Origin of the sequence: Nocardioides sp. CPCC 206347, from assembly GCF_048654605.1 — a bacterium.
Taxonomy (GTDB): domain Bacteria; phylum Actinomycetota; class Actinomycetes; order Propionibacteriales; family Nocardioidaceae; genus Nocardioides.
In genome coordinates this window covers 312,733-329,217 of sequence record NZ_JBMCYZ010000004.1, presented here as the reverse complement: position 1 = coordinate 329,217, position 16,485 = coordinate 312,733, and the positions used below count along the sequence as shown (strand labels likewise).

The following is a 16,485-nucleotide window of genomic DNA, read 5'->3' as shown; positions in this document are numbered from 1 at the left end:
ACTTGAAGCGTACTGGTCTGACCACTTGACCAGCTGGCCACATCCGGCTTACGGTCCTGCCATGGCCCTGCGACCCGTCACCCGCCGCTCCGTGTCCGATCAGGTCTTCGACCAGCTGGTCGACGACGTCGTCGACGGCGAGATCGCGGTCGGCGAAGCCCTCCCGAGCGAACGCCGACTGGCCGAGGTGCTCGGCATCTCCCGCCCCGCGGTCCGCGAGGCGCTCCAGCGGATCGGACAGACCGGCCTGGTCGAGGTCCGCCACGGCGGCGCCACCACGGTCCGAGACTTCCGGAAGTCCGCCGGACTGGACCTCCTCCCGAAGCTCCTGGTGCGCGGCGGGCGCCTCGACGCGGCCATCGCGCGCAGCGTCGTCGAGGCCCGCGCCGAGGTCGGCCCCGGCATCGCGGCGCTGGCTGCGGAACGCGGAGGCCCGGCACTGGCGGTGGCGCTCGACGCCGTCGTCCAGGACCTGGCGGCCACCGACGACGCGATCACCTGGCAGCGCCTCGCCCTCGACTACTGGGACCTGCTCGTCGACGGAGCCGACTCCCTGGTCTTCCGGCTCATGTACAACAGCCTCCGCGCGGCCTACGAGCCCGCCCTCCCGGCCCTCGCGGCCGTGCTCGCCGACGAGGTCGGACAGGTCGAGCCCTACCGCCTGCTGGCCGCCGCGATCCGGGCCGGCGACCCGGCCACCGCCCGCGCCGCCGCGACCCGTGTCCTCACCCCGACGGCGAGCTCGTTGCTCGGTGCGCTGGCCGCGTTGAGCGGAGACGACCTGTGAGCCCGCGTTCCGCTGATCGAGGAGGTCGCGCAGCGACCGTCTCGAGATCCACCCTCGCGGCCCAGCGGGTCGATGCCGACGAAGCCCGGTTGATCGTCGGCGACAAGGCCACCGGTCGTCGTACCAACCTCAGCCCGGGGGAGGTGTTCCGGGAGTACTGGAAGCACCCGAGCCCGTACCTGCTCAGCACCTGCCTGGTTGCGGCGATCACCGGCCGCGTGCTGGCCGGCCGCGACGGTGGCGGTTCCTGGTGGGAGCTCGCGATCCCGCTGGGGCTGGTCGCGATCCTGCCCGTGGTGGAGTGGCTGGTCCACGTCTTCATCCTGCACTGGCGGCCGCGGAAGCTCGCCGGCCTGACCCTGGACCCGCTGCTCGCCCGCAAGCACCGCGCCCACCACGCCAACCCGCGCGAGATCCCGCTCGTCTTCATCCCGTGGCAGGCCCAGCTGTGGCTGGCGCCCGCGTACACCGCGCTCGCCTGGGTGACGACACCCGACCCGAGCGCCATGTTCTCGCTGCTGATCGCCATCTACACGCTGATGTCCGGCTACGAGTGGACGCACTACCTGCTGCACAGCGACTACCGGCCGAAGTCGGCGTACTACCGCAAGATCTGGCGCAACCACCGCCTGCACCACTACAAGAGCGAGCACTACTGGTTCACCGTCACCTCCGCGGGTACGGCGGACCGGCTCTTCGGTACGGCGCCCGAGCCGAGCAGCGTCCCGACCTCGCCGACCGTGCAGCGCCTGCACGACCTGGGGCGCTGAACTAGCCGCGGCAGACGGCGAACGGCAGGTGCTGGGTCCGGGTGAGCTCGGCGGCGGCCGCCGGGTTGCTCAGCGTGTAGCCGAGCCGGCCGGTCGACGGGTCGGCCACGGGGCGGCTCATCGCGAGCGGGAACTCGGGATCGGTCGGCGGCATCACCTCGGCGAGGCGAGCGCGCTCGAAGGCATCGGAGCGGTCGTCACCCAACAGGACCGTGGCGAGCTCGGTACCGAGCGCCACGGCGAACCCGTCGAGCTCGTCGAGGGACCCGAGCGCGGCGGCAGGTGCGGCCGCCAGCTGGGCTTCCATCCCGGCGCCGAAGACGGTGTCGAAGTCGAGACAACCGCGCGTGACGTACGTCGACACGGCTTCGCGTCCGGACAGGGCGACCAACGTCGGCTCGGCACCCCAGGAATCCGCGACGTCCGGCGCCGCGGCCGAGGTGACCAGGCGGCGGGCGGTGTCGACCGACGCGCCCTTGAGCGGACCGACGCCGGCCTGCACCGCGCGCGACACGGCGGCCATCGCGGTCGTCGGCCGGAAGGCCAGCACCCAGCCGGTCCCGTCGGCGCCGGCGTAGGTGGCTTCCCACGCGACGTCGTCCTGGCTGATGCCGAAGTCGTCGCGCAGGCGAGCCTCGAACGGGCGCAACATGCCACGCGACAGCGCTGCCGTGCGCGGGACCTCGGCCCAGAACTCGTCGCGCTCGGTCGGCGCACTGTCCCTGGCCAGGGACCCGAAGCCCAGCACGAGGCGTAGCTGGTCGAAGTCCGTCACCATCACGGTGGTGGCGTCGGCCGGCACCAGGGCGAGTACGGCGGCCGAGGGTTCCAGCGATTCGTCGTACTGCGACACGACGGCGGCCGGCGCGGGTGCGTCCTGGTAGACCGGTTTCGGGTCACCACTGCAGGCGGTCAGCAGGGCAAGCCCGGCCAGCGCTGCACCCATCCGCACGCCCATCACGGCGCTGATCTTGCCACGCCCGGCGCCGGATCAGGGCTTGGTCGCGAGCGTCAGAGCGAAGTCGCCGGGTTCATCGGTCCAGACCCGACCGACCACGAGGCCCGCGGCCTCCAGCTCGGCGGCCACCTTGCTGATCCGGAACTTGGTCGAGATCTCCACCCGGATCTCCTCACCCACGTCCAGGTCGAGCACCAGGGCACCGGGAACCGTGACGCGTTGCGGGACCTCGGAGCGCAGCCGCATGTCGATCCGCTCCATGTGGGCGTCCCAGAACGGGATGTAGGTGAACCCCGACTGGTCGAAGTCGGCGCCGAGCTGGCGGTTGATGACCGTGAGGGAGTTGCGGATGAAGTCCTCGGTCACGCCGGCCGCGTCGTGATAGGCGGCGATCAACCGGTCGGTGCTCTTGACCAGGTCCGTGCCGAGGAGCAGGGAGTCCCCGGGCTCCAGCAGGTCGGCGAGGATGCTGAGGAACGCCTTGCGCTCCTCGAGGTACAGGTTGCCGATCGTGCCGCCCAGGAAGGCCACCATCCGCCGACCGCCTTCGGGCAGGTGGGACAGGTGCAGCGTGAAGTCACCGACCACACCCGCGACCTCCAGGCCGGGATAGGCATCGGCGATCTGCGCGGCTGCCTCGCGCAGGGTCCCCTCGGAGACGTCGACGGGGGAGAAGCGCGTCAGCTGGCCGGTGCGGGTGAACGCGTCGAGCAGCAGCCGCGTCTTCTCGCTGGTGCCGCTGCCGAGCTCGACGAGCGCGGTCGCACCGCTGGCGGCCACGATCTCGTCGGCGTGCGCCTCGAGGATCGCCCGCTCGGCGTTGAACGGGTAGTACTCGGGCTGCCGGGTGATCTGGTCGAACAGGGCCGACCCGTGGTCGTCGTACAACCACCTCGGGGGGAGGGTCCGCGGGTGCCGGGTCAGGCCACGGCGTACGTCGTCGACGAGGCTGCCGCTGGCCCAGTCGGGGTCCAGCAGCACCGCCAGCTCGGGCTCGAGTCGTTCGCTCATGCCGGCACGCCCCCGTCGGCGAGGCGCACCCCGCTGAGCGCCCAGCGGGCACCTGGCGGGAAGAAGTTGCGGTACGTCACGCGGGCGTGGTCGGGCGACGTCAACGCGCACCCGCCCCGAAGGACCATCTGGTTCGACATGAACTTCCCGTTGTACTCGCCGATGGCCCCGGCGGCCGGATGGAAGCCGGGGTAGGGGAGGTAGGCCGAAGAGGTCCACTCCCAGCAGTCGCCGCCGACCTGGCGGAGCCGGCCGGTGGCCGGGCCGGCTGCCTGCGGGTGCCACGTGTCGGGGCGGCCGACGGCCTCGACGTCCCCGGCGACGGAGACGCCGTGCTCCCACTCCGCCTCCGTCGGCAGCCGCTTGCCCGCCCACGTCGCATAGGCGTCCGCCTCGTAGTGGCTGACGTGGCTCACGGGCAGGCCCGGGTTGACCGGCCAGGTGCCGTTCAGGGTGTGCTCGAACCAGACCCCGTCGACCTGCTGCCAGTAGAAGGGCGCGTTGTTGCGCTGGTCGACCTTGTCGAGTCCCGCCCAGCCGTCGGAGAGCCACAGCTCCGGACGCTGGTAGCCGCCGTCGGCCATGAACGCGAGCCACTCCTCGTTGGTGACCAACCGGTCGGCCAGCCGGTACGGCTCGAGGTGCACGCGGTGCTCGGGGAGCTCGTTGTCGAAGGAGAATCCGCTGCCGGAGTGGCCGATCTCGACCAGCCCGCCCTCGATCTCGACCCAGCCGAGCTGGTCGGAGGACGCGGTCGCTGCAGGTGCGCCCGCGTAGACCGGCTGCAGCGGGTTGAGGGACAGCACGTGCTTGATGTCCATCAACAACAGCTCCTGGTGCTGCTGCTCGTGGTGGAAGCCGAGCTCGATGGTGGCGGCCAGCTTGTCGATGCTGCCCTGGTCGAGGGCGTCGACCAGCGTGCGCACCCGGTCATCGACGTTGCTGCGGTAGACCCCGACGTCATGGGCCCCGGGGCGACTGATCACGCCGCGCTCGGCGCGCGCATAGCGAGGACCCACCGCCTCGTAGTAGCTGTTGAAGAGGAACCAGTACGTGTCCTGGTACGGCGCGAAGCCCGCCTCGTTGTCCGCCAGCAGGAACGTCTCGAAGAACCACGTCACGTGCGCGCGGTGCCACTTGGTCGGCGAGACGTCGGGCATCGACTGGACCGTCTGGTCCTCGGGCGAGAGCGGTGCCGCGAGCCTTTCGGTGTGGGAGCGGACCTCGTCGTACCGCTGAAGGATCGAGTCTGCAGTCCACTGTCCAGCAGTCATGACTTGAGCCTAGGAGAGTGCACCGACAAACCGAAGGGTCCATGCTGGTCGGATGTCCGAGAGCTACGACTTCAGTGACCTGCGGGCCACCTTCATCAACTGCACCCTGAAGCGGTCACCCGACCTCAGCCACACCGAGGGACTCGTCGACGTGAGCGCCGCCATCATGCGCAAGCACGGCGTCACCGTCGACAAGTTCCGTGCCGTCGACCACCCGATCGCGACCGGTGTCTACACGGACATGCGCGAGCGCGGCTGGGAGGTCGACGCGTGGCCGGACATCCACCGCACGGTGATGGCCAGCGACATCCTGGTCCTCGCCGGACCGATCTGGCTGGGCGACAACAGCAGCGTCATGAAGCAGGTCATCGAGCGGTTGTACGGCGGCAGCGCCGACCTCAACGATCGCGGGCAGTACGCCTACTACGGGCGGGTCGGCGGCTGCCTGATCACCGGCAACGAGGACGGGGTCAAGCACTGCGCGATGAACATCCTCTACTCGCTCCAGCACCTCGGCTACACGATCCCGCCGCAGGCCGACGCCGGGTGGATCGGCGAAGCCGGGCCGGGGCCGTCGTACCTCGACCCCGGCAGCGGCGGCCCCGAGAACGACTTCACCAACCGCAACACCACGTTCATGACCTGGAACCTGCTGCACCTGGCACGGATGCTCAAGCAGGCCGGCGGGATCCCGGCGTACGGCAACCAGCGCTCGGCCTGGGACGCCGGTGCCCGGTTCGACCACGAGAACCCCGAGTACCGCTGACGCCGGCGTGGCCCCCACCTGCGCGTCACCCTCGAACGCACCTGGCTCGAAACGCACCTAGCGCAACGCGGCGAGCCGGTTGCGCACCCATGCCTCGTTGACGCGGCGGAAGTCGGCCTGGGAGAACCTGATGTCCCGCCCGCCCGTCGGGTCAATCGACTCATTCATCGAGACCCGGATCAATGCCGGCGGCTTGGACGCATAGGTATTGGCCCACGGTCCGTACACGGACGGTTCGAGGACGGTCAGTGCATCGGGCACGATCCTGAACTCCACCGACTCGTCGTCGCCGAACTTCGGGGCTGCCTTCAACCGGTCGTAGCTGTCGGCCACCTCCTTCCGGGTGCTGCGCCCAGCGGCCAGTGACACCCGCACCCGCTTTCCGGCGTACGTGCAGAGGAGCCCGGCCTCGTCGTTGTCATGCCCGGTGGCGTACTTCACCTCGCCGACCGCCGCCGTGACCATCTTCGAGCGCGGCGACGGGCAGGCGCGCGGAACCTGGATCGGATGCTCGTGCATTCCCGGAGTCGCCTGGTCGAGCAACCTGGTGAGGAGCTCCTGGACGGTTGCCGGAGAGCCCTGGAACCACCCCGAGCCGACGAACACCGCATAGTCACCCTCGCGTGCCCACGCGTCGAAGCCGTACTTCGAGCCGCGCACGTAGAGCGCCTCGTCGCCCACACCAGCGAGGGGTATCAGCTTTCCCCGGAACTCGGCCGCACTACGAAGGTCAGCGGCGAACTTCCGGCCGGGAACCTGGCTGAAGCCGTAGTAGATGAGTGCGACGCCGTCGTTGCCGGCGACGACACAGCGGGCCAGTCGTGCGTCTGTGGGATCCATCTCCGCACCGACACCCGTCACCTTCTCGGCGCCGATCACCTCGACCTGGTCGTCGGCGGAGAGCAGCGCACACGTGTCGACCGGGGCGTGCATCGCCTGCTCGTCGACAGCAGCGTCCGAGGTCGCGGCGCTGGGACTGGTCGGTTCGTGCCGCGATTCCCCTCCGGGTCCGCCAGACCGGTCCTGGTCGTTGCAGCCCGCGACGGCCAGGACCACGCAGGCCACCAGTACGGCGAGGGGAGCACGCCGGACTCCAGAGAGGTTCATGGATGGCGACCCTCCCCCCGGTCCGGTCCCGACAAACCCCACAACGAGAAGAAACCGCAGCATGAGCTGCGGTTTCATCGGTGGAGCCTAGGAGATTCGAACTCCTGACATCTGCCTTGCAAAGGCAGCGCTCTACCAGCTGAGCTAAGGCCCCTGGCCGGGGGTCTCGAGACGGTTGCTGGGCAACCTCCTCGACCTCCGGTCGGGTTGTTCAGTTCTTGGGGAGGGTGTCGGTGGCCTCGGCCCACAGGGCCTGCTCCGCCTTGCTCTCCTGGAGCTTCTTGCGTGCGAACACGGCTCCGGCAGCGGCGAGCGCTGCGAGAATCAGCTTCTTCACTGGTCCACTCCTTTTTCGAAGAAGCCCCGGTCTGCGTGTCCGCAGCCGGGGCAACTTGTGGGCCTAAGAGGACTTGAACCTCTGACCCCCACATTATCAGTGTGGTGCTCTAACCGTCTGAGCTATAGGCCCGGGTGGCCTGCTGCTTCTGGGTGGAAGCCCCTCCGCAGCAGACCGAGAAGGAACCTTACCGGAGCACTGGATCACCGAACAAAACGCGGTGTGCGGTGGATCAGTGCGGGTCCTCGGCGAGGGTGATCTCGATGCCGCCCAGCAGGGCTGCGGCCATGTTGTAGAGGAACGCGGTGAGCGTCGCCGTCGCGGTGATGAGTACGACGTCGATGGCTGCCACGAGCATGGTGAAGCCGAGCACGCGGCTGGTGCCGACGTAGTCCTCGATCCGGAACCCGGCGACGTCCTCACCGCCGATGCTCTCCTGGATCGTGGAGTTGATCGAGTCCCAGACGCCCGCAGCGCCGAGGACCTGCCACACCATCGCGACCGAGACCACGGTGACGACGGCGAACGCGATCGACAACAGGAACGCCGTCTTCATGACCGACCAGGGGTCGATCCGCGTCAGGCGCAGCCGTGCGCGACGCGGAGCACGCCCCCGTGCGGCGGCCCCGGCCGCCGCAGCGGCCGGTGTCGCCTGCGGCATCGGAGCGCGCGCCGACTGACCTGCGCCCGGCGCCGCTGCAAAGGCGGTGCGGCTCGCCGTGTCATCGATGCGCTCGGTCATCAGCTCTCACTCTCTCCGGATTCGGATCCTTCGATTGTGGCATCCGGAGCCTGATCGGGCGATTCCGTCGCCGGCGCGGAGGCGTCGGCCTCCTCGCCCGCACCCTCCTCGTCCAGCTCCTTCGCCTCGACCGATCGAGCGACGACCGCAACCGAGTCGCCCTTCTTCGGGGTGACGAAGTTGACGCCCTGCGTGGACCGGCCGGTGACCCGGAAGTCCTCGTTGATCGGGCTGCGCACGACCTGGCCGGTGGCAGTGATGGAGAGGATCCCGTCGCCGTCGATCACGATGAACGCGCCGACCAGCGAACCGCGGTCCTCGTTGGTCAGGGTCATCGCCTTGATGCCGAGGCCGCCGCGCGACTGGAGGCGGTACTCGGAGATCCGGGTCCGCTTGGCCTTGCCGGCGTCGGTGATCGTGAAGACGTACTGGACATCGGCGTCGGACTCCTCGTGCGCCACGTCGGCCGCCCGGATCACCGCCATGGACAGCAGTGCGTCGCCCGAGCGGAACTTCATGCCCGTGACACCGGACGTGGCCCGGCCCATCGGCCGCAGCTGCGAGTCGTCCGCGGGGAATCGGATCGCCTGTCCCTTGCGGGACACCAGCAGGATGTGGTCCTCGCTGTTGACCAGCTCGGCCCCGATCAGCTCGTCGTCGTCCTCGCGGAAGTTGATCGCGATGACGCCGGCCTGGCGGGGGCTGTTGTAGTCCCCGAGGCGGGTCTTCTTGACCAGGCCGCGTCGCGTCGCGAGGACGAGGTACGGCGCCTGCTCGTAGTCCCGGATCGCGAGCACCTGGGCGATCGACTCGTCCGGCTGGAACGACAGCAGTCCGGCGACGTGGCCGCCCTTGGCGTCGCGCGACGCCTCGGGCAGGTTGTACGCCTTGGTGCGGTAGACCCGGCCGGCGGTCGTGAAGAACAGCAACCAGTGGTGGTTGGTCGTCGAGATGAAGTGCTCGACGACGTCGTCACCGCGCAGCGAGGCGCCACGAACGCCCTTCCCGCCACGCTTCTGGGTGCGGTACTGGCTGGCAAGGGTCCGCTTGGCGTAGCCGCCGCGGGTGATGGAGACGACGAGCTCCTCGTCGGGGATCAGGTCCTCCATCGACAGGTCGCCGTCGGCCGCGATGATCTGCGAGCGGCGGTCGTTGCCGTACTTCTCGACGATCTCGCCGAGCTCGTCGATGACGATCTGCCGCTGGCGGCCGACGTTGGCGAGGATGTCCTTGTAGTCGGCGATCTCGATCTCGATCTCGGCCAGGTCGTCGATGATCTTCTGGCGCTGCAGCGCCGCCAGCTGGCGCAGCTGCATGCCGAGGATGGCCTCGGCCTGGACCTCGTCGACGTCGAGCAGCGCCATCAGGCCGGTGCGGGCCTCGTTGGCGTCGGGGGAGCGCCGGATGAGGGCGATCACCTCGTCGAGCATGTCGAGCGCCTTGACCAGGCCGCGCAGGATGTGGGCGCGCTCCTCGGCCTTGCGGAGCTCGTACTCCGTACGACGTCGGATGACCTCGATCTGGTGGGTCACCCAGTTGCTGATGAACTGGTCGATCGTCAGCGTGCGCGGAACGCCGTCGACCAGTGCCAGCATGTTGGCGCTGAAGTTGGTCTGCAGCTCGGTGTGCTTGAGCAGGTTGTTGAGCACGACGCGGGCGACGGCGTCGCGCTTGAGCACGACCACCAGGCGCTGGCCGGTGCGGTCCGAGGTGTCGTCGCGGACGTCGCTGATGCCCTGCACCTTGCCGGAGTCGGCGAGCTCGGCGATCTTCAGCGCCAGGTTGTCCGGGTTCACCATGTAGGGCAGCTCGGTGATGACCAGGCAGGTCCTGCCCTTGCTGTCCTCGTCGACCTCGATCACCGCACGCTGGGTGATCGAGCCACGACCGGTGCGGTACGCCTGCTCGATGCCGGTGGTGCCGACGATCAGCGCACCGTTGGGGAAGTCGGGGCCCTTGATCCGCTCGAGCAGCGCCTCCTGGAGCTCCTCGCGGGTGGCGTCCGGGTGCTCGAGCGCCCAGGTCGCGCCGGCCGCGACCTCACGCAGGTTGTGCGGCGGGATGCTGGTGGCCATGCCGACCGCGATGCCGGCGGAGCCGTTGACCAGCAGGTTCGGGAACCGGGCCGGGAGGACGACGGGCTCGGCGGACCGACCGTCGTAGTTCGGCTGGAAGTCGACGGTCTCCTTCTCGATGTCGCGGACCATCTCCAGCGCCAGCGGCGCCATCCGGCACTCGGTGTACCGCATGGCTGCGGCGGAGTCGTTGCCCGGCGAACCGAAGTTGCCCTGGCCGTTGATCAACGGCGCGCGCATCACCCACGGCTGGGCGAGCCGGACGAGGGTGTCGTAGATCGCCGTGTCGCCGTGCGGGTGGTACTGGCCCATGACGTCACCGACGACGCGCGAGCACTTGGAGAAGCCGCGATCGGGGCGGTACCCGCCGTCGTACATGGCGTAGAGGACGCGGCGGTGCACGGGCTTGAGGCCGTCGCGCACGTCGGGCAGCGCCCGGCCGACGATGACGGCCATGGCGTAGTCGATGTAGGCGCGCTGCATGGAGGTCTGCAGCTCGATCGGCTCGATCCGGCCGCCGAGGGGAGTGGGAGTCTCAGTCACGATTGGTCTTTCTGGCGTCGTCTATCGATATCTAAGAAAACCGCGAGAGTTCTAGATATCGAGGAATCGGACGTCCTTGGCGTTGCGCTGGATGAAGGAACGACGCTGCTCGACGTCCTCGCCCATCAGGATCGAGAAGATCTCGTCGGCCTGGGCCGCGTCGTCGAGCGTCACCTGCAGCATGAGGCGCTGGTCGGGGTCCATCGTGGTCTCCCACAGCTCCTTGGCGTTCATCTCGCCGAGACCCTTGTAGCGCTGGACCGGGTTCTCCTTGGGGAGCTTCTTGCCCTTGCTCAGGCCGTCGGCCATCAGCGAGTCGCGCTCATGGTCGGAATAGACGAACTCGTGCTCGTGCGGCTTGTTCCAGCGCAGCCGGTAGAGCGGCGGCTGGGCCATGTAGACGTAGCCGTGCTCGATGAGCGGCTTCATGAAGCGGAACAGCAGCGTGAGCAGCAGGGTGTTGATGTGGTGGCCGTCGACATCGGCGTCCGCCATCAGCACGACCTTGTGGTAGCGCAGCTTGTCCTCGTTGAACTCCTCGTGGATGCCCGTGCCGAGGGCGGAGATGATCGACTGGACCTCGGCGTTGCCGAGCACCTTGTCGATGCGCGCCTTCTCGACGTTCAGGATCTTTCCGCGGATCGGGAGGATCGCCTGGATGCGCGGGTCGCGACCCTGGCGCGCCGAGCCACCGGCGGAGTCACCCTCGACGATGAAGACCTCGCACTCGGCGGGGTTCGTCGACTGGCAGTCCGACAGCTTGCCGGGCAGGCTGCCGTTGCCGAGCAGGCCCTTGCGGCCGCGGGCCAGGTCGCGCGCCTTGCGGGCGGCGATCCGGGCAGTCGCCGCGGCCTGCGCCTTGCGGATGATCTCCTTGCCGTCGCTCGGGTTCTGCTCGAGCCACGCGCCGAGGCGGTCGTTGACGATCGACTGGACGAAGCCCTTGGCCTCGGTGTTGCCGAGCTTGGCCTTGGTCTGGCCCTCGAACTGGGGCTCGGAGATCTTGAGGCTGATGATCGCGGTCAGGCCCTCGCGGATGTCGTCACCGGTGAGGCGATCTTCCTTCTTCTTGATCATTCCCCACTCCTCACCCCACTTGTTGATGAGCGTGGTGAGTGCAGCGCGGAAGCCCTCTTCGTGGGTGCCACCCTCGGGGGTGTTGATGGTGTTCGCGAAGGTGTGGACCGACTCGTTGTACGACGTCGTCTGCCACTGCATCGCGAGCTCGAGGCTCATCGGGTTGTTCGCGTCGACCGGGGTCTCGGCATCGAAGTCGATGATCGAGCCGACGACCGTCTTGCGACGGTTGAGGAAGTCGACGTAGTCGGCCAGGCCGCGCTCGTACTGGAAGACCTGCTCCAGGGCCTTGTGGCCGTCGACCTCGGTCGCGTGGATCTCGGTCGCGGCAGCAGCCACGCCCTCCACCTCGACCGTGCCGTCCTCCACCGCGTCGGCCAGCTCCTCGGCCTTGGGCCGGGCGTCGACGAGCACGATCTTGAGGCCCTTGTTCAGGAAGGCCATCTCGCGGAAGCGGGTCGCGATCGTCTCGAGGCTGTAGTCGGTCGTCTCGAAGATGTCGGGGGAGGCCCACCACGTGACGGTGGTGCCGGTGCTCTCGCCGTCCTCGAGGGGGCGGACCTGGCGCAGGGGATAGTCGGGTACGCCGAGGGAGAACTCCTGCTCCCAGAGGTAGCCGCGGTTCTTCACCTCCAGGTGCAGGTGCGTCGAGAGCGCGTTGACGACCGACGAACCGACGCCGTGCAGACCGCCGGAGACCTTGTAGCCGCCGCCACCGAACTTGCCGCCGGCGTGCAGGACGGTCAGGGCCAGCGTCGCCGCCGGCAGGTCCTGGCCGGGTGCGGTGTCGGTCGGGATGCCGCGGCCGTTGTCGATCACGCTGATCGAGCCGTCGGCGTTCAACGTGATGTTGATCGTGTCGCAGTAGCCGGCCAGCGCCTCGTCGACCGCGTTGTCCACGATCTCCCAGATCAGGTGGTGCAGGCCGCGCTCACCGGTCGAACCGATGTACATGCCGGGGCGCTTGCGGACGGCTTCGAGCCCCTCCAGCACCTGGATTGCCGAGGCGTCGTACTCGACCTCATCGGCGGGAACCGCGGACACGGGCTGGTTGTCGTTGGACACGCAGGACCTCTTCTGGCTGGACCTCTTCACCGCCATGCCGGAGGCATGGCGAAGGCCGAGTCGTGCACACAGGTGACGCGTTCCCGGCCAGATGGCCATTCTAGCCTGCTGAGGGCCTCAGAACACGTTCTAAGCCCTCGGTACGGGGGGATCCTTGTGGAAAACCGGCCCTGAGCGGCTCATAACGCCGGTTTGGAGGGCCTGCGAGGGGGTCCGATGTGTCCCCGTACGGCCGAGAGGGCTGTTCGGGCCGCAGATCCGCCGCAACCGGATCACCCGTAGGTGTCCCGCGGACCGCGGCCGTCGCGGACGCCGCGCTTGCCGTGCTTCCAGGTCGGCGCGAGCGGTCCGAGCACCTCCACGACCGTGACCGTGCCCGTCCCGAGCTCCTCGTTCAGGCGACGCACGATGGTCGTGGCGAGCAGCTTGAGCTGGGTCGCCCACGCGGTCGACTCGGTCCGGACGACCAGGACGCCGTCGACCAGCGACTCGGGGGTCGAGTGGGCGCCGATCTCGTCGCCGACGATCTCCGTCCATCGACCGAACACCCCGCGCACCTGCAGGTCCAGGGCCCAGCCGCGGTCCTTGATCAGCTTGCCGAGCTCGCCCGAGAGCCCCTGCGGGTCGCGGCCGTCCGGGAAGGCGCCACTGAACTGCGGGTCACCGCGCCGGGCCCACGAGCCCGGACGGAAGGTGCCGTTGGCCGACGCCGTCGTGTCGGAGAACCGTCCGCCGCGGTGCTTGGCGGGCGTCGTGCTCGACCCGGCGGTGCCGAGGGTCTGCGCGCGGGCCAGGTCGAGGCCGTCGGCGTGGTGGTCCGGATCGGGCTCGACGGCGATCTCGTCGAGGTCATCAGCAACGTCGGCTGCGGTGTCGGCTGCTGCGTCGTCGGGTTCGATCGGCGGCTCAGTCACGGGTCACCTCACCGCCGGCCACGTGGAAGGTGACACCCCGCAGCTGGGGCGGGACGTCGGCCTCGACCGCTGCGGTGACGAGCACCTGCTCGGCGCCGGCGACGAGCTCGGCCAGCTGGGTACGCCGTTCGGCATCGAGCTCGGCGAACACGTCGTCGAGGACCAGGATCGGGTCGTCGCCGTCGGCCCTCAGCAGGTCGTACGACGCCAGCCGCAGCGCCAGCGCGAACGACCAGGACTCGCCGTGACTGGCGTAGCCGCGCACGGGCAACCGCTGCTCGTCACCGGGACCGAGGGTCAGCAGGATGTCGTCGCGGTGCGGGCCGACGAGCGTGACCCCGCGCCCGATCTCGTCGTGCTGGCGGCGCTCGAGCTCGGCGCGGAAGCTGTCGGTGAGGGGGTCTCGAGACGCTTGCAGAGCAAGCTCCTCGACCTCCGGCCCGGGCGGCGGGACGCTCGGCTGGTACTCCAGGCGCGCGTCGTCCCGCGACGCCCCACGGGCCACCGCCTCGTACGCCTTGCCGAGGTACGGCGCCAGGTCGGTCGCGAGCGCCTGCCGGGCCCGCAGCAGCTCGGTGCCGGTGGCGACGAGGTGGTCGTCCCACACCGCCAGCGTCGCGAGGGCGCCGTCGCGCGAGGAGCCCCGGGCGGCGTACATCGTCTTCAGCAGGGTGTTGCGTTGGCGCAGCACGCGCTCGTAGTCGGAGAGCACGCCCGCCATCCGTGGCGTGCGGAGCACGATCAGGTCATCGAGGAACCGGCGGCGCTGGCTCGGGTCGCCCTTCACGAGGGCGAGGTCCTCGGGGCTGAACACGACGGTGCGCACGATTCCCGCGAGGTCGCGTGCGCGCGACAGGGGTGAACGGTTGATGCGGGCACGGTTGGCGCGACCGGGGTTGAGCTCGACCTCGAGGATCGCGGTACGCCCCTCGCGGACGACCGCCGCGCGGATCACGGCCTGGTCGGCACCGGCCCGGATCAACGGGGCATCGGTCGCGACCCGGTGCGACGAGAGCCGCGACAGGTAGTCGATCGCCTCGACCAGATTGGTCTTCCCCTGCCCGTTGCGTCCCACGAACGCGGTGACCCCGGCGTCGAGCGCCACGTCGACATCGGCGTAGGACCGGAAGTCGTGGAGGGTCAGATGCGAGACGTGCACAGCCCCATCATCCCCCTCACCGACGACAACTTTTACGTGCCTCATCGGACATCCTCCGGGGCAACATGTTTGAAGAGGCCCTCGGGGACCTAGGCTGACGTCCATGACGCAACCTCCTCAGAACCCTCCGCCCCCCGGCGGCTATGGCTACGGCGCCCCCGCGCCCATCCCCTCCGGCGGCCCCTTCTACGTGAACGTGCTCGGCCAGGAGCAGGGCCCGATCGATTTCAACACGCTCGCGCAGATGGCTGTCTCCGGCCAGATCAAGTCCGACGCCCCGGTGCGTTCGGCTGACAGCCAGCAGTACATCGCGGCCAAGGACGTCCCCGGCCTGTACTCCGACAAGGAGTGGCTGACCGTTGTCCTGCTCTCCTGGCTGCTCGGCAGCTTCGGTGTCGACCGCTTCTACCTCGGCCAGACCGGCCTGGGCCTCGGCAAGCTTTTCACCTGCGGTGGCTGCGGCATCTGGGCGATCTACGACCTGATCATGTTCGCGCTGCGCAAGCAGCACGACGCCGACGGCCGCCCCTTCCGCTGATCATCACCCCGGCAGCACACGCGTGACCACGACCCCACCCGCCACCGAGGAGCCCTCCACCAGGAGCCTCCTCCGACACGTCCGCCTCTCGAGCGCGGACGTCGTCGCGGCGGGTGGGGTCGCTGCCGTCGGTACGGCGTTCCTGCTGTCGCCCGACCACATCGAGGACGGGCCGGTCCTCTGCCCGTTCCGCGCCGTCACCGGACTCCCGTGTCCCGGCTGCGGCCTGACCCGGTCGTGGGTCTACGGCGCCCACGGCTGGTGGCCGGAGTCGTTCGCCGCCAACCCGTTCGGCCTGGTCGCCCTCGCGGCGGTCGTGACGTTCGTGGTCCTGGTCGTCGTACGACGGGCGCGGCGACTGCCGCCGCCCTCACTGGACAGGATGCTGCGGCACCCGGTGGCCATCGGCCTGGGTGCGATCTGGCTGGGCTACGGGTTGATCCGCCTGGCCCTGGCCATCTGAGCCTTCTTCGACTCAGTCCTTCTTGATGGCGTGGCCGCCGAAGCCGGCGCGCATCGCCGAGATCGCCTTCATGGCGTGGTCCTCCGGCTGCCGCGACACGAACCGCGCGAACAGCGAGGCGGAGATCGCCGGCATCGGCACGGCGTTCTCGATCGCGGCCTCGACGGTCCAGCGGCCCTCACCCGAGTCGTCGGCGTAGCCACGGATCCCGTCGAGGTGCTCGTCGGCACGGAGCTGGTCGACCAGCAGGTCGAGCAGCCACGACCGGACGACGGTGCCGGTGCGCCAGGAGGCGAAGATCTCGGGCACGTTCTCGACGATGTCGACCTTGTCGAGCAGCTCCCAGCCCTCGGCGTAGGCCTGCATCATCGCGTACTCGATGCCGTTGTGGACCATCTTGGCGAAGTGGCCGGCACCCGGCGTCGGGCCGCAGTGGACCAGCCCGTCCTCGGTGTCGGCGGGCTTCAACGCCTCGAACGCGGGCATCACCTTGGCGGCGTCCTCGACGGAGCCGCCGTACATCAGGGCGTAGCCGTTCTGCAGGCCCCACACGCCACCCGAGGTGCCGCAGTCGACGAAGCCGATGCCGTTCTCCGCAAGGGAGGCGGCGTTGATGGCGTCGTCGGTGTACTTGGAGTTGCCGCCGTCGACGACCACGTCGCCGGCGCTGAGCAGGCCCTTGAGCTCTTCGATCGTGGACCGCGTCGGGTCACCGGCAGGAACCATCACCCAGACGACCTTGGGGGAGGGGAGTGCCTCGACCAGCGCGGCCAGGCTCTCCACGTCGGCGAGCTCGGGGTTGCGGTCGTAGCCCACGACCGTGTGGCCCGCATTGCGCAACCGGGTGCGCATGTTGCCACCCATCTTGCCGAGTCCGACCAGTCCGATGTCCATGGCGC

General features: G+C 69.2%; 16 protein-coding genes and 2 tRNA genes. 5 read left to right on the top strand and 13 right to left on the bottom strand.

Going from position 1 to position 16,485, the window contains the following annotated elements:
* Positions 1–61 precede the first annotated feature (61 nt).
* Both ACOACQ_RS15915 and ACOACQ_RS15910 read left to right on the top strand, forming a co-directional pair.
* On the top strand, positions 62–787 hold the full coding sequence (locus ACOACQ_RS15915) for a FadR/GntR family transcriptional regulator (protein WP_420288740.1): 726 nt from the start codon (positions 62–64) through the stop codon (positions 785–787).
* Positions 784–1,557, top strand: a complete 774-nt coding sequence (locus ACOACQ_RS15910; RefSeq protein WP_420288739.1) for a sterol desaturase family protein — start codon at positions 784–786, stop codon at positions 1,555–1,557. Before ACOACQ_RS15915 ends, ACOACQ_RS15910 begins: the two co-directional genes overlap by 4 nt.
* 1 nt (position 1,558) lies before the next feature.
* Here the strand turns inward: ACOACQ_RS15910 and ACOACQ_RS15905 are convergent, their stop codons facing one another.
* The 3 genes from ACOACQ_RS15905 to egtB are packed head-to-tail and all read right to left on the bottom strand — an operon-like array spanning position 1,559 to position 4,800.
* The gene (locus tag ACOACQ_RS15905; RefSeq protein ID WP_420288738.1) at positions 1,559–2,503 is read right to left on the bottom strand and encodes a hypothetical protein; all 945 of its coding nucleotides are present in this window, start codon (positions 2,501–2,503) and stop codon (positions 1,559–1,561) included.
* Positions 2,504–2,548: 45 nt separating this feature from the next.
* A complete protein-coding gene (egtD, locus tag ACOACQ_RS15900; protein WP_378596312.1) occupies positions 2,549–3,526 on the bottom strand; it encodes an L-histidine N(alpha)-methyltransferase in 978 nt (325 codons plus the stop codon).
* Positions 3,523–4,800, bottom strand: a complete 1,278-nt coding sequence (gene egtB, locus ACOACQ_RS15895) for an ergothioneine biosynthesis protein EgtB (protein ID WP_420288737.1) — start codon at positions 4,798–4,800, stop codon at positions 3,523–3,525. The genes egtD and egtB overlap by 4 nt, the downstream gene beginning before the upstream one ends.
* Positions 4,801–4,852: 52 nt before the next feature.
* Here egtB and ACOACQ_RS15890 point away from each other — a divergent pair, with 52 nt between their 5' ends.
* Complete coding sequence (locus tag ACOACQ_RS15890; protein WP_378596309.1) at positions 4,853–5,566, top strand: flavodoxin family protein; 714 nt, start codon at positions 4,853–4,855, stop codon at positions 5,564–5,566.
* 57 nt (positions 5,567–5,623) lie between these two features.
* On the opposite strand, the gene ACOACQ_RS15885 is transcribed toward ACOACQ_RS15890, so the two are convergent.
* The 9 genes from ACOACQ_RS15885 to recF form a co-directional block, all read right to left on the bottom strand.
* Complete coding sequence (locus ACOACQ_RS15885) at positions 5,624–6,673, bottom strand: hypothetical protein (protein WP_420288736.1); 1,050 nt, start codon at positions 6,671–6,673, stop codon at positions 5,624–5,626.
* Positions 6,674–6,754: 81 nt separating this feature from the next.
* Positions 6,755–6,827 (bottom strand) — tRNA-Ala (locus ACOACQ_RS15880).
* A gap of 57 nt (positions 6,828–6,884) precedes the next feature.
* Positions 6,885–7,010: a DLW-39 family protein gene (locus ACOACQ_RS15875; RefSeq protein ID WP_235531065.1), complete on the bottom strand. Its 126-nt coding sequence runs from the start codon at positions 7,008–7,010 to the stop codon at positions 6,885–6,887.
* Positions 7,011–7,068: 58 nt separating this feature from the next.
* Positions 7,069–7,142: transfer RNA gene (locus ACOACQ_RS15870), tRNA-Ile, on the bottom strand.
* 100 nt (positions 7,143–7,242) lie between these two features.
* Entirely contained in the window at positions 7,243–7,752 is a 510-nt protein-coding gene (locus ACOACQ_RS15865; protein WP_378596907.1) for a DUF3566 domain-containing protein, read from the bottom strand.
* Positions 7,752–10,370 carry a DNA gyrase subunit A gene (gene gyrA, locus ACOACQ_RS15860; RefSeq protein ID WP_420288735.1) on the bottom strand — a complete coding sequence of 873 codons (2,619 nt, stop codon included), beginning with the start codon at positions 10,368–10,370 and terminating at the stop codon, positions 7,752–7,754. Before gyrA ends, ACOACQ_RS15865 begins: the two co-directional genes overlap by 1 nt.
* A gap of 51 nt (positions 10,371–10,421) precedes the next feature.
* On the bottom strand, positions 10,422–12,512 hold the full coding sequence (gyrB, locus tag ACOACQ_RS15855; protein WP_378596909.1) for a DNA topoisomerase (ATP-hydrolyzing) subunit B: 2,091 nt from the start codon (positions 12,510–12,512) through the stop codon (positions 10,422–10,424).
* 272 nt (positions 12,513–12,784) lie between these two features.
* On the bottom strand, positions 12,785–13,426 hold the full coding sequence (locus ACOACQ_RS15850) for a DUF721 domain-containing protein (protein ID WP_378596910.1): 642 nt from the start codon (positions 13,424–13,426) through the stop codon (positions 12,785–12,787).
* Positions 13,419–14,585, bottom strand: a complete 1,167-nt coding sequence (recF, locus tag ACOACQ_RS15845; protein ID WP_420288734.1) for a DNA replication/repair protein RecF — start codon at positions 14,583–14,585, stop codon at positions 13,419–13,421. The genes ACOACQ_RS15850 and recF overlap by 8 nt, the downstream gene beginning before the upstream one ends.
* 103 nt (positions 14,586–14,688) lie before the next feature.
* Between recF and ACOACQ_RS15840 the strand changes: the two genes are divergently transcribed.
* Both ACOACQ_RS15840 and ACOACQ_RS15835 read left to right on the top strand, forming a co-directional pair.
* Positions 14,689–15,123, top strand: coding sequence for an NINE protein (locus ACOACQ_RS15840; RefSeq protein WP_420288733.1), 435 nt, complete (start codon positions 14,689–14,691; stop codon positions 15,121–15,123).
* Between the two features lie 22 nt (positions 15,124–15,145).
* The gene (locus ACOACQ_RS15835) at positions 15,146–15,586 is read left to right on the top strand and encodes a DUF2752 domain-containing protein (protein ID WP_378596913.1); all 441 of its coding nucleotides are present in this window, start codon (positions 15,146–15,148) and stop codon (positions 15,584–15,586) included.
* A gap of 12 nt (positions 15,587–15,598) precedes the next feature.
* Here ACOACQ_RS15835 and gnd read toward each other — a convergent pair whose 3' ends face one another.
* Positions 15,599–16,480: a phosphogluconate dehydrogenase (NAD(+)-dependent, decarboxylating) gene (gene gnd, locus ACOACQ_RS15830; protein ID WP_378596914.1), complete on the bottom strand. Its 882-nt coding sequence runs from the start codon at positions 16,478–16,480 to the stop codon at positions 15,599–15,601.
* Positions 16,481–16,485: the final 5 nt, after the last annotated feature.

Bases quoted from the DNA above. Each gene is read 5' to 3' on its own strand.
- ACOACQ_RS15905 (WP_420288738.1), bottom strand. From the start codon at position 2,503: ATGGGTGCAGCGCTGGCCGGGCTTGCCCTGCTGACCGCCTGCAGTGGT.
- egtB (WP_420288737.1), bottom strand. From the start codon at position 4,800: ATGACTGCTGGACAGTGGACTGCAGACTCGATCCTTCAGCGGTACGAC.
- ACOACQ_RS15915 (WP_420288740.1), top strand. From the start codon at position 62: ATGGCCCTGCGACCCGTCACCCGCCGCTCCGTGTCCGATCAGGTCTTC.
- ACOACQ_RS15885 (WP_420288736.1), bottom strand. From the start codon at position 6,673: ATGAACCTCTCTGGAGTCCGGCGTGCTCCCCTCGCCGTACTGGTGGCC.
- ACOACQ_RS15865 (WP_378596907.1), bottom strand. From the start codon at position 7,752: ATGACCGAGCGCATCGATGACACGGCGAGCCGCACCGCCTTTGCAGCG.
- egtD (WP_378596312.1), bottom strand. From the start codon at position 3,526: ATGAGCGAACGACTCGAGCCCGAGCTGGCGGTGCTGCTGGACCCCGAC.
- gnd (WP_378596914.1), bottom strand. From the start codon at position 16,480: ATGGACATCGGACTGGTCGGACTCGGCAAGATGGGTGGCAACATGCGC.
- ACOACQ_RS15890 (WP_378596309.1), top strand. From the start codon at position 4,853: ATGTCCGAGAGCTACGACTTCAGTGACCTGCGGGCCACCTTCATCAAC.
- ACOACQ_RS15840 (WP_420288733.1), top strand. From the start codon at position 14,689: ATGACGCAACCTCCTCAGAACCCTCCGCCCCCCGGCGGCTATGGCTAC.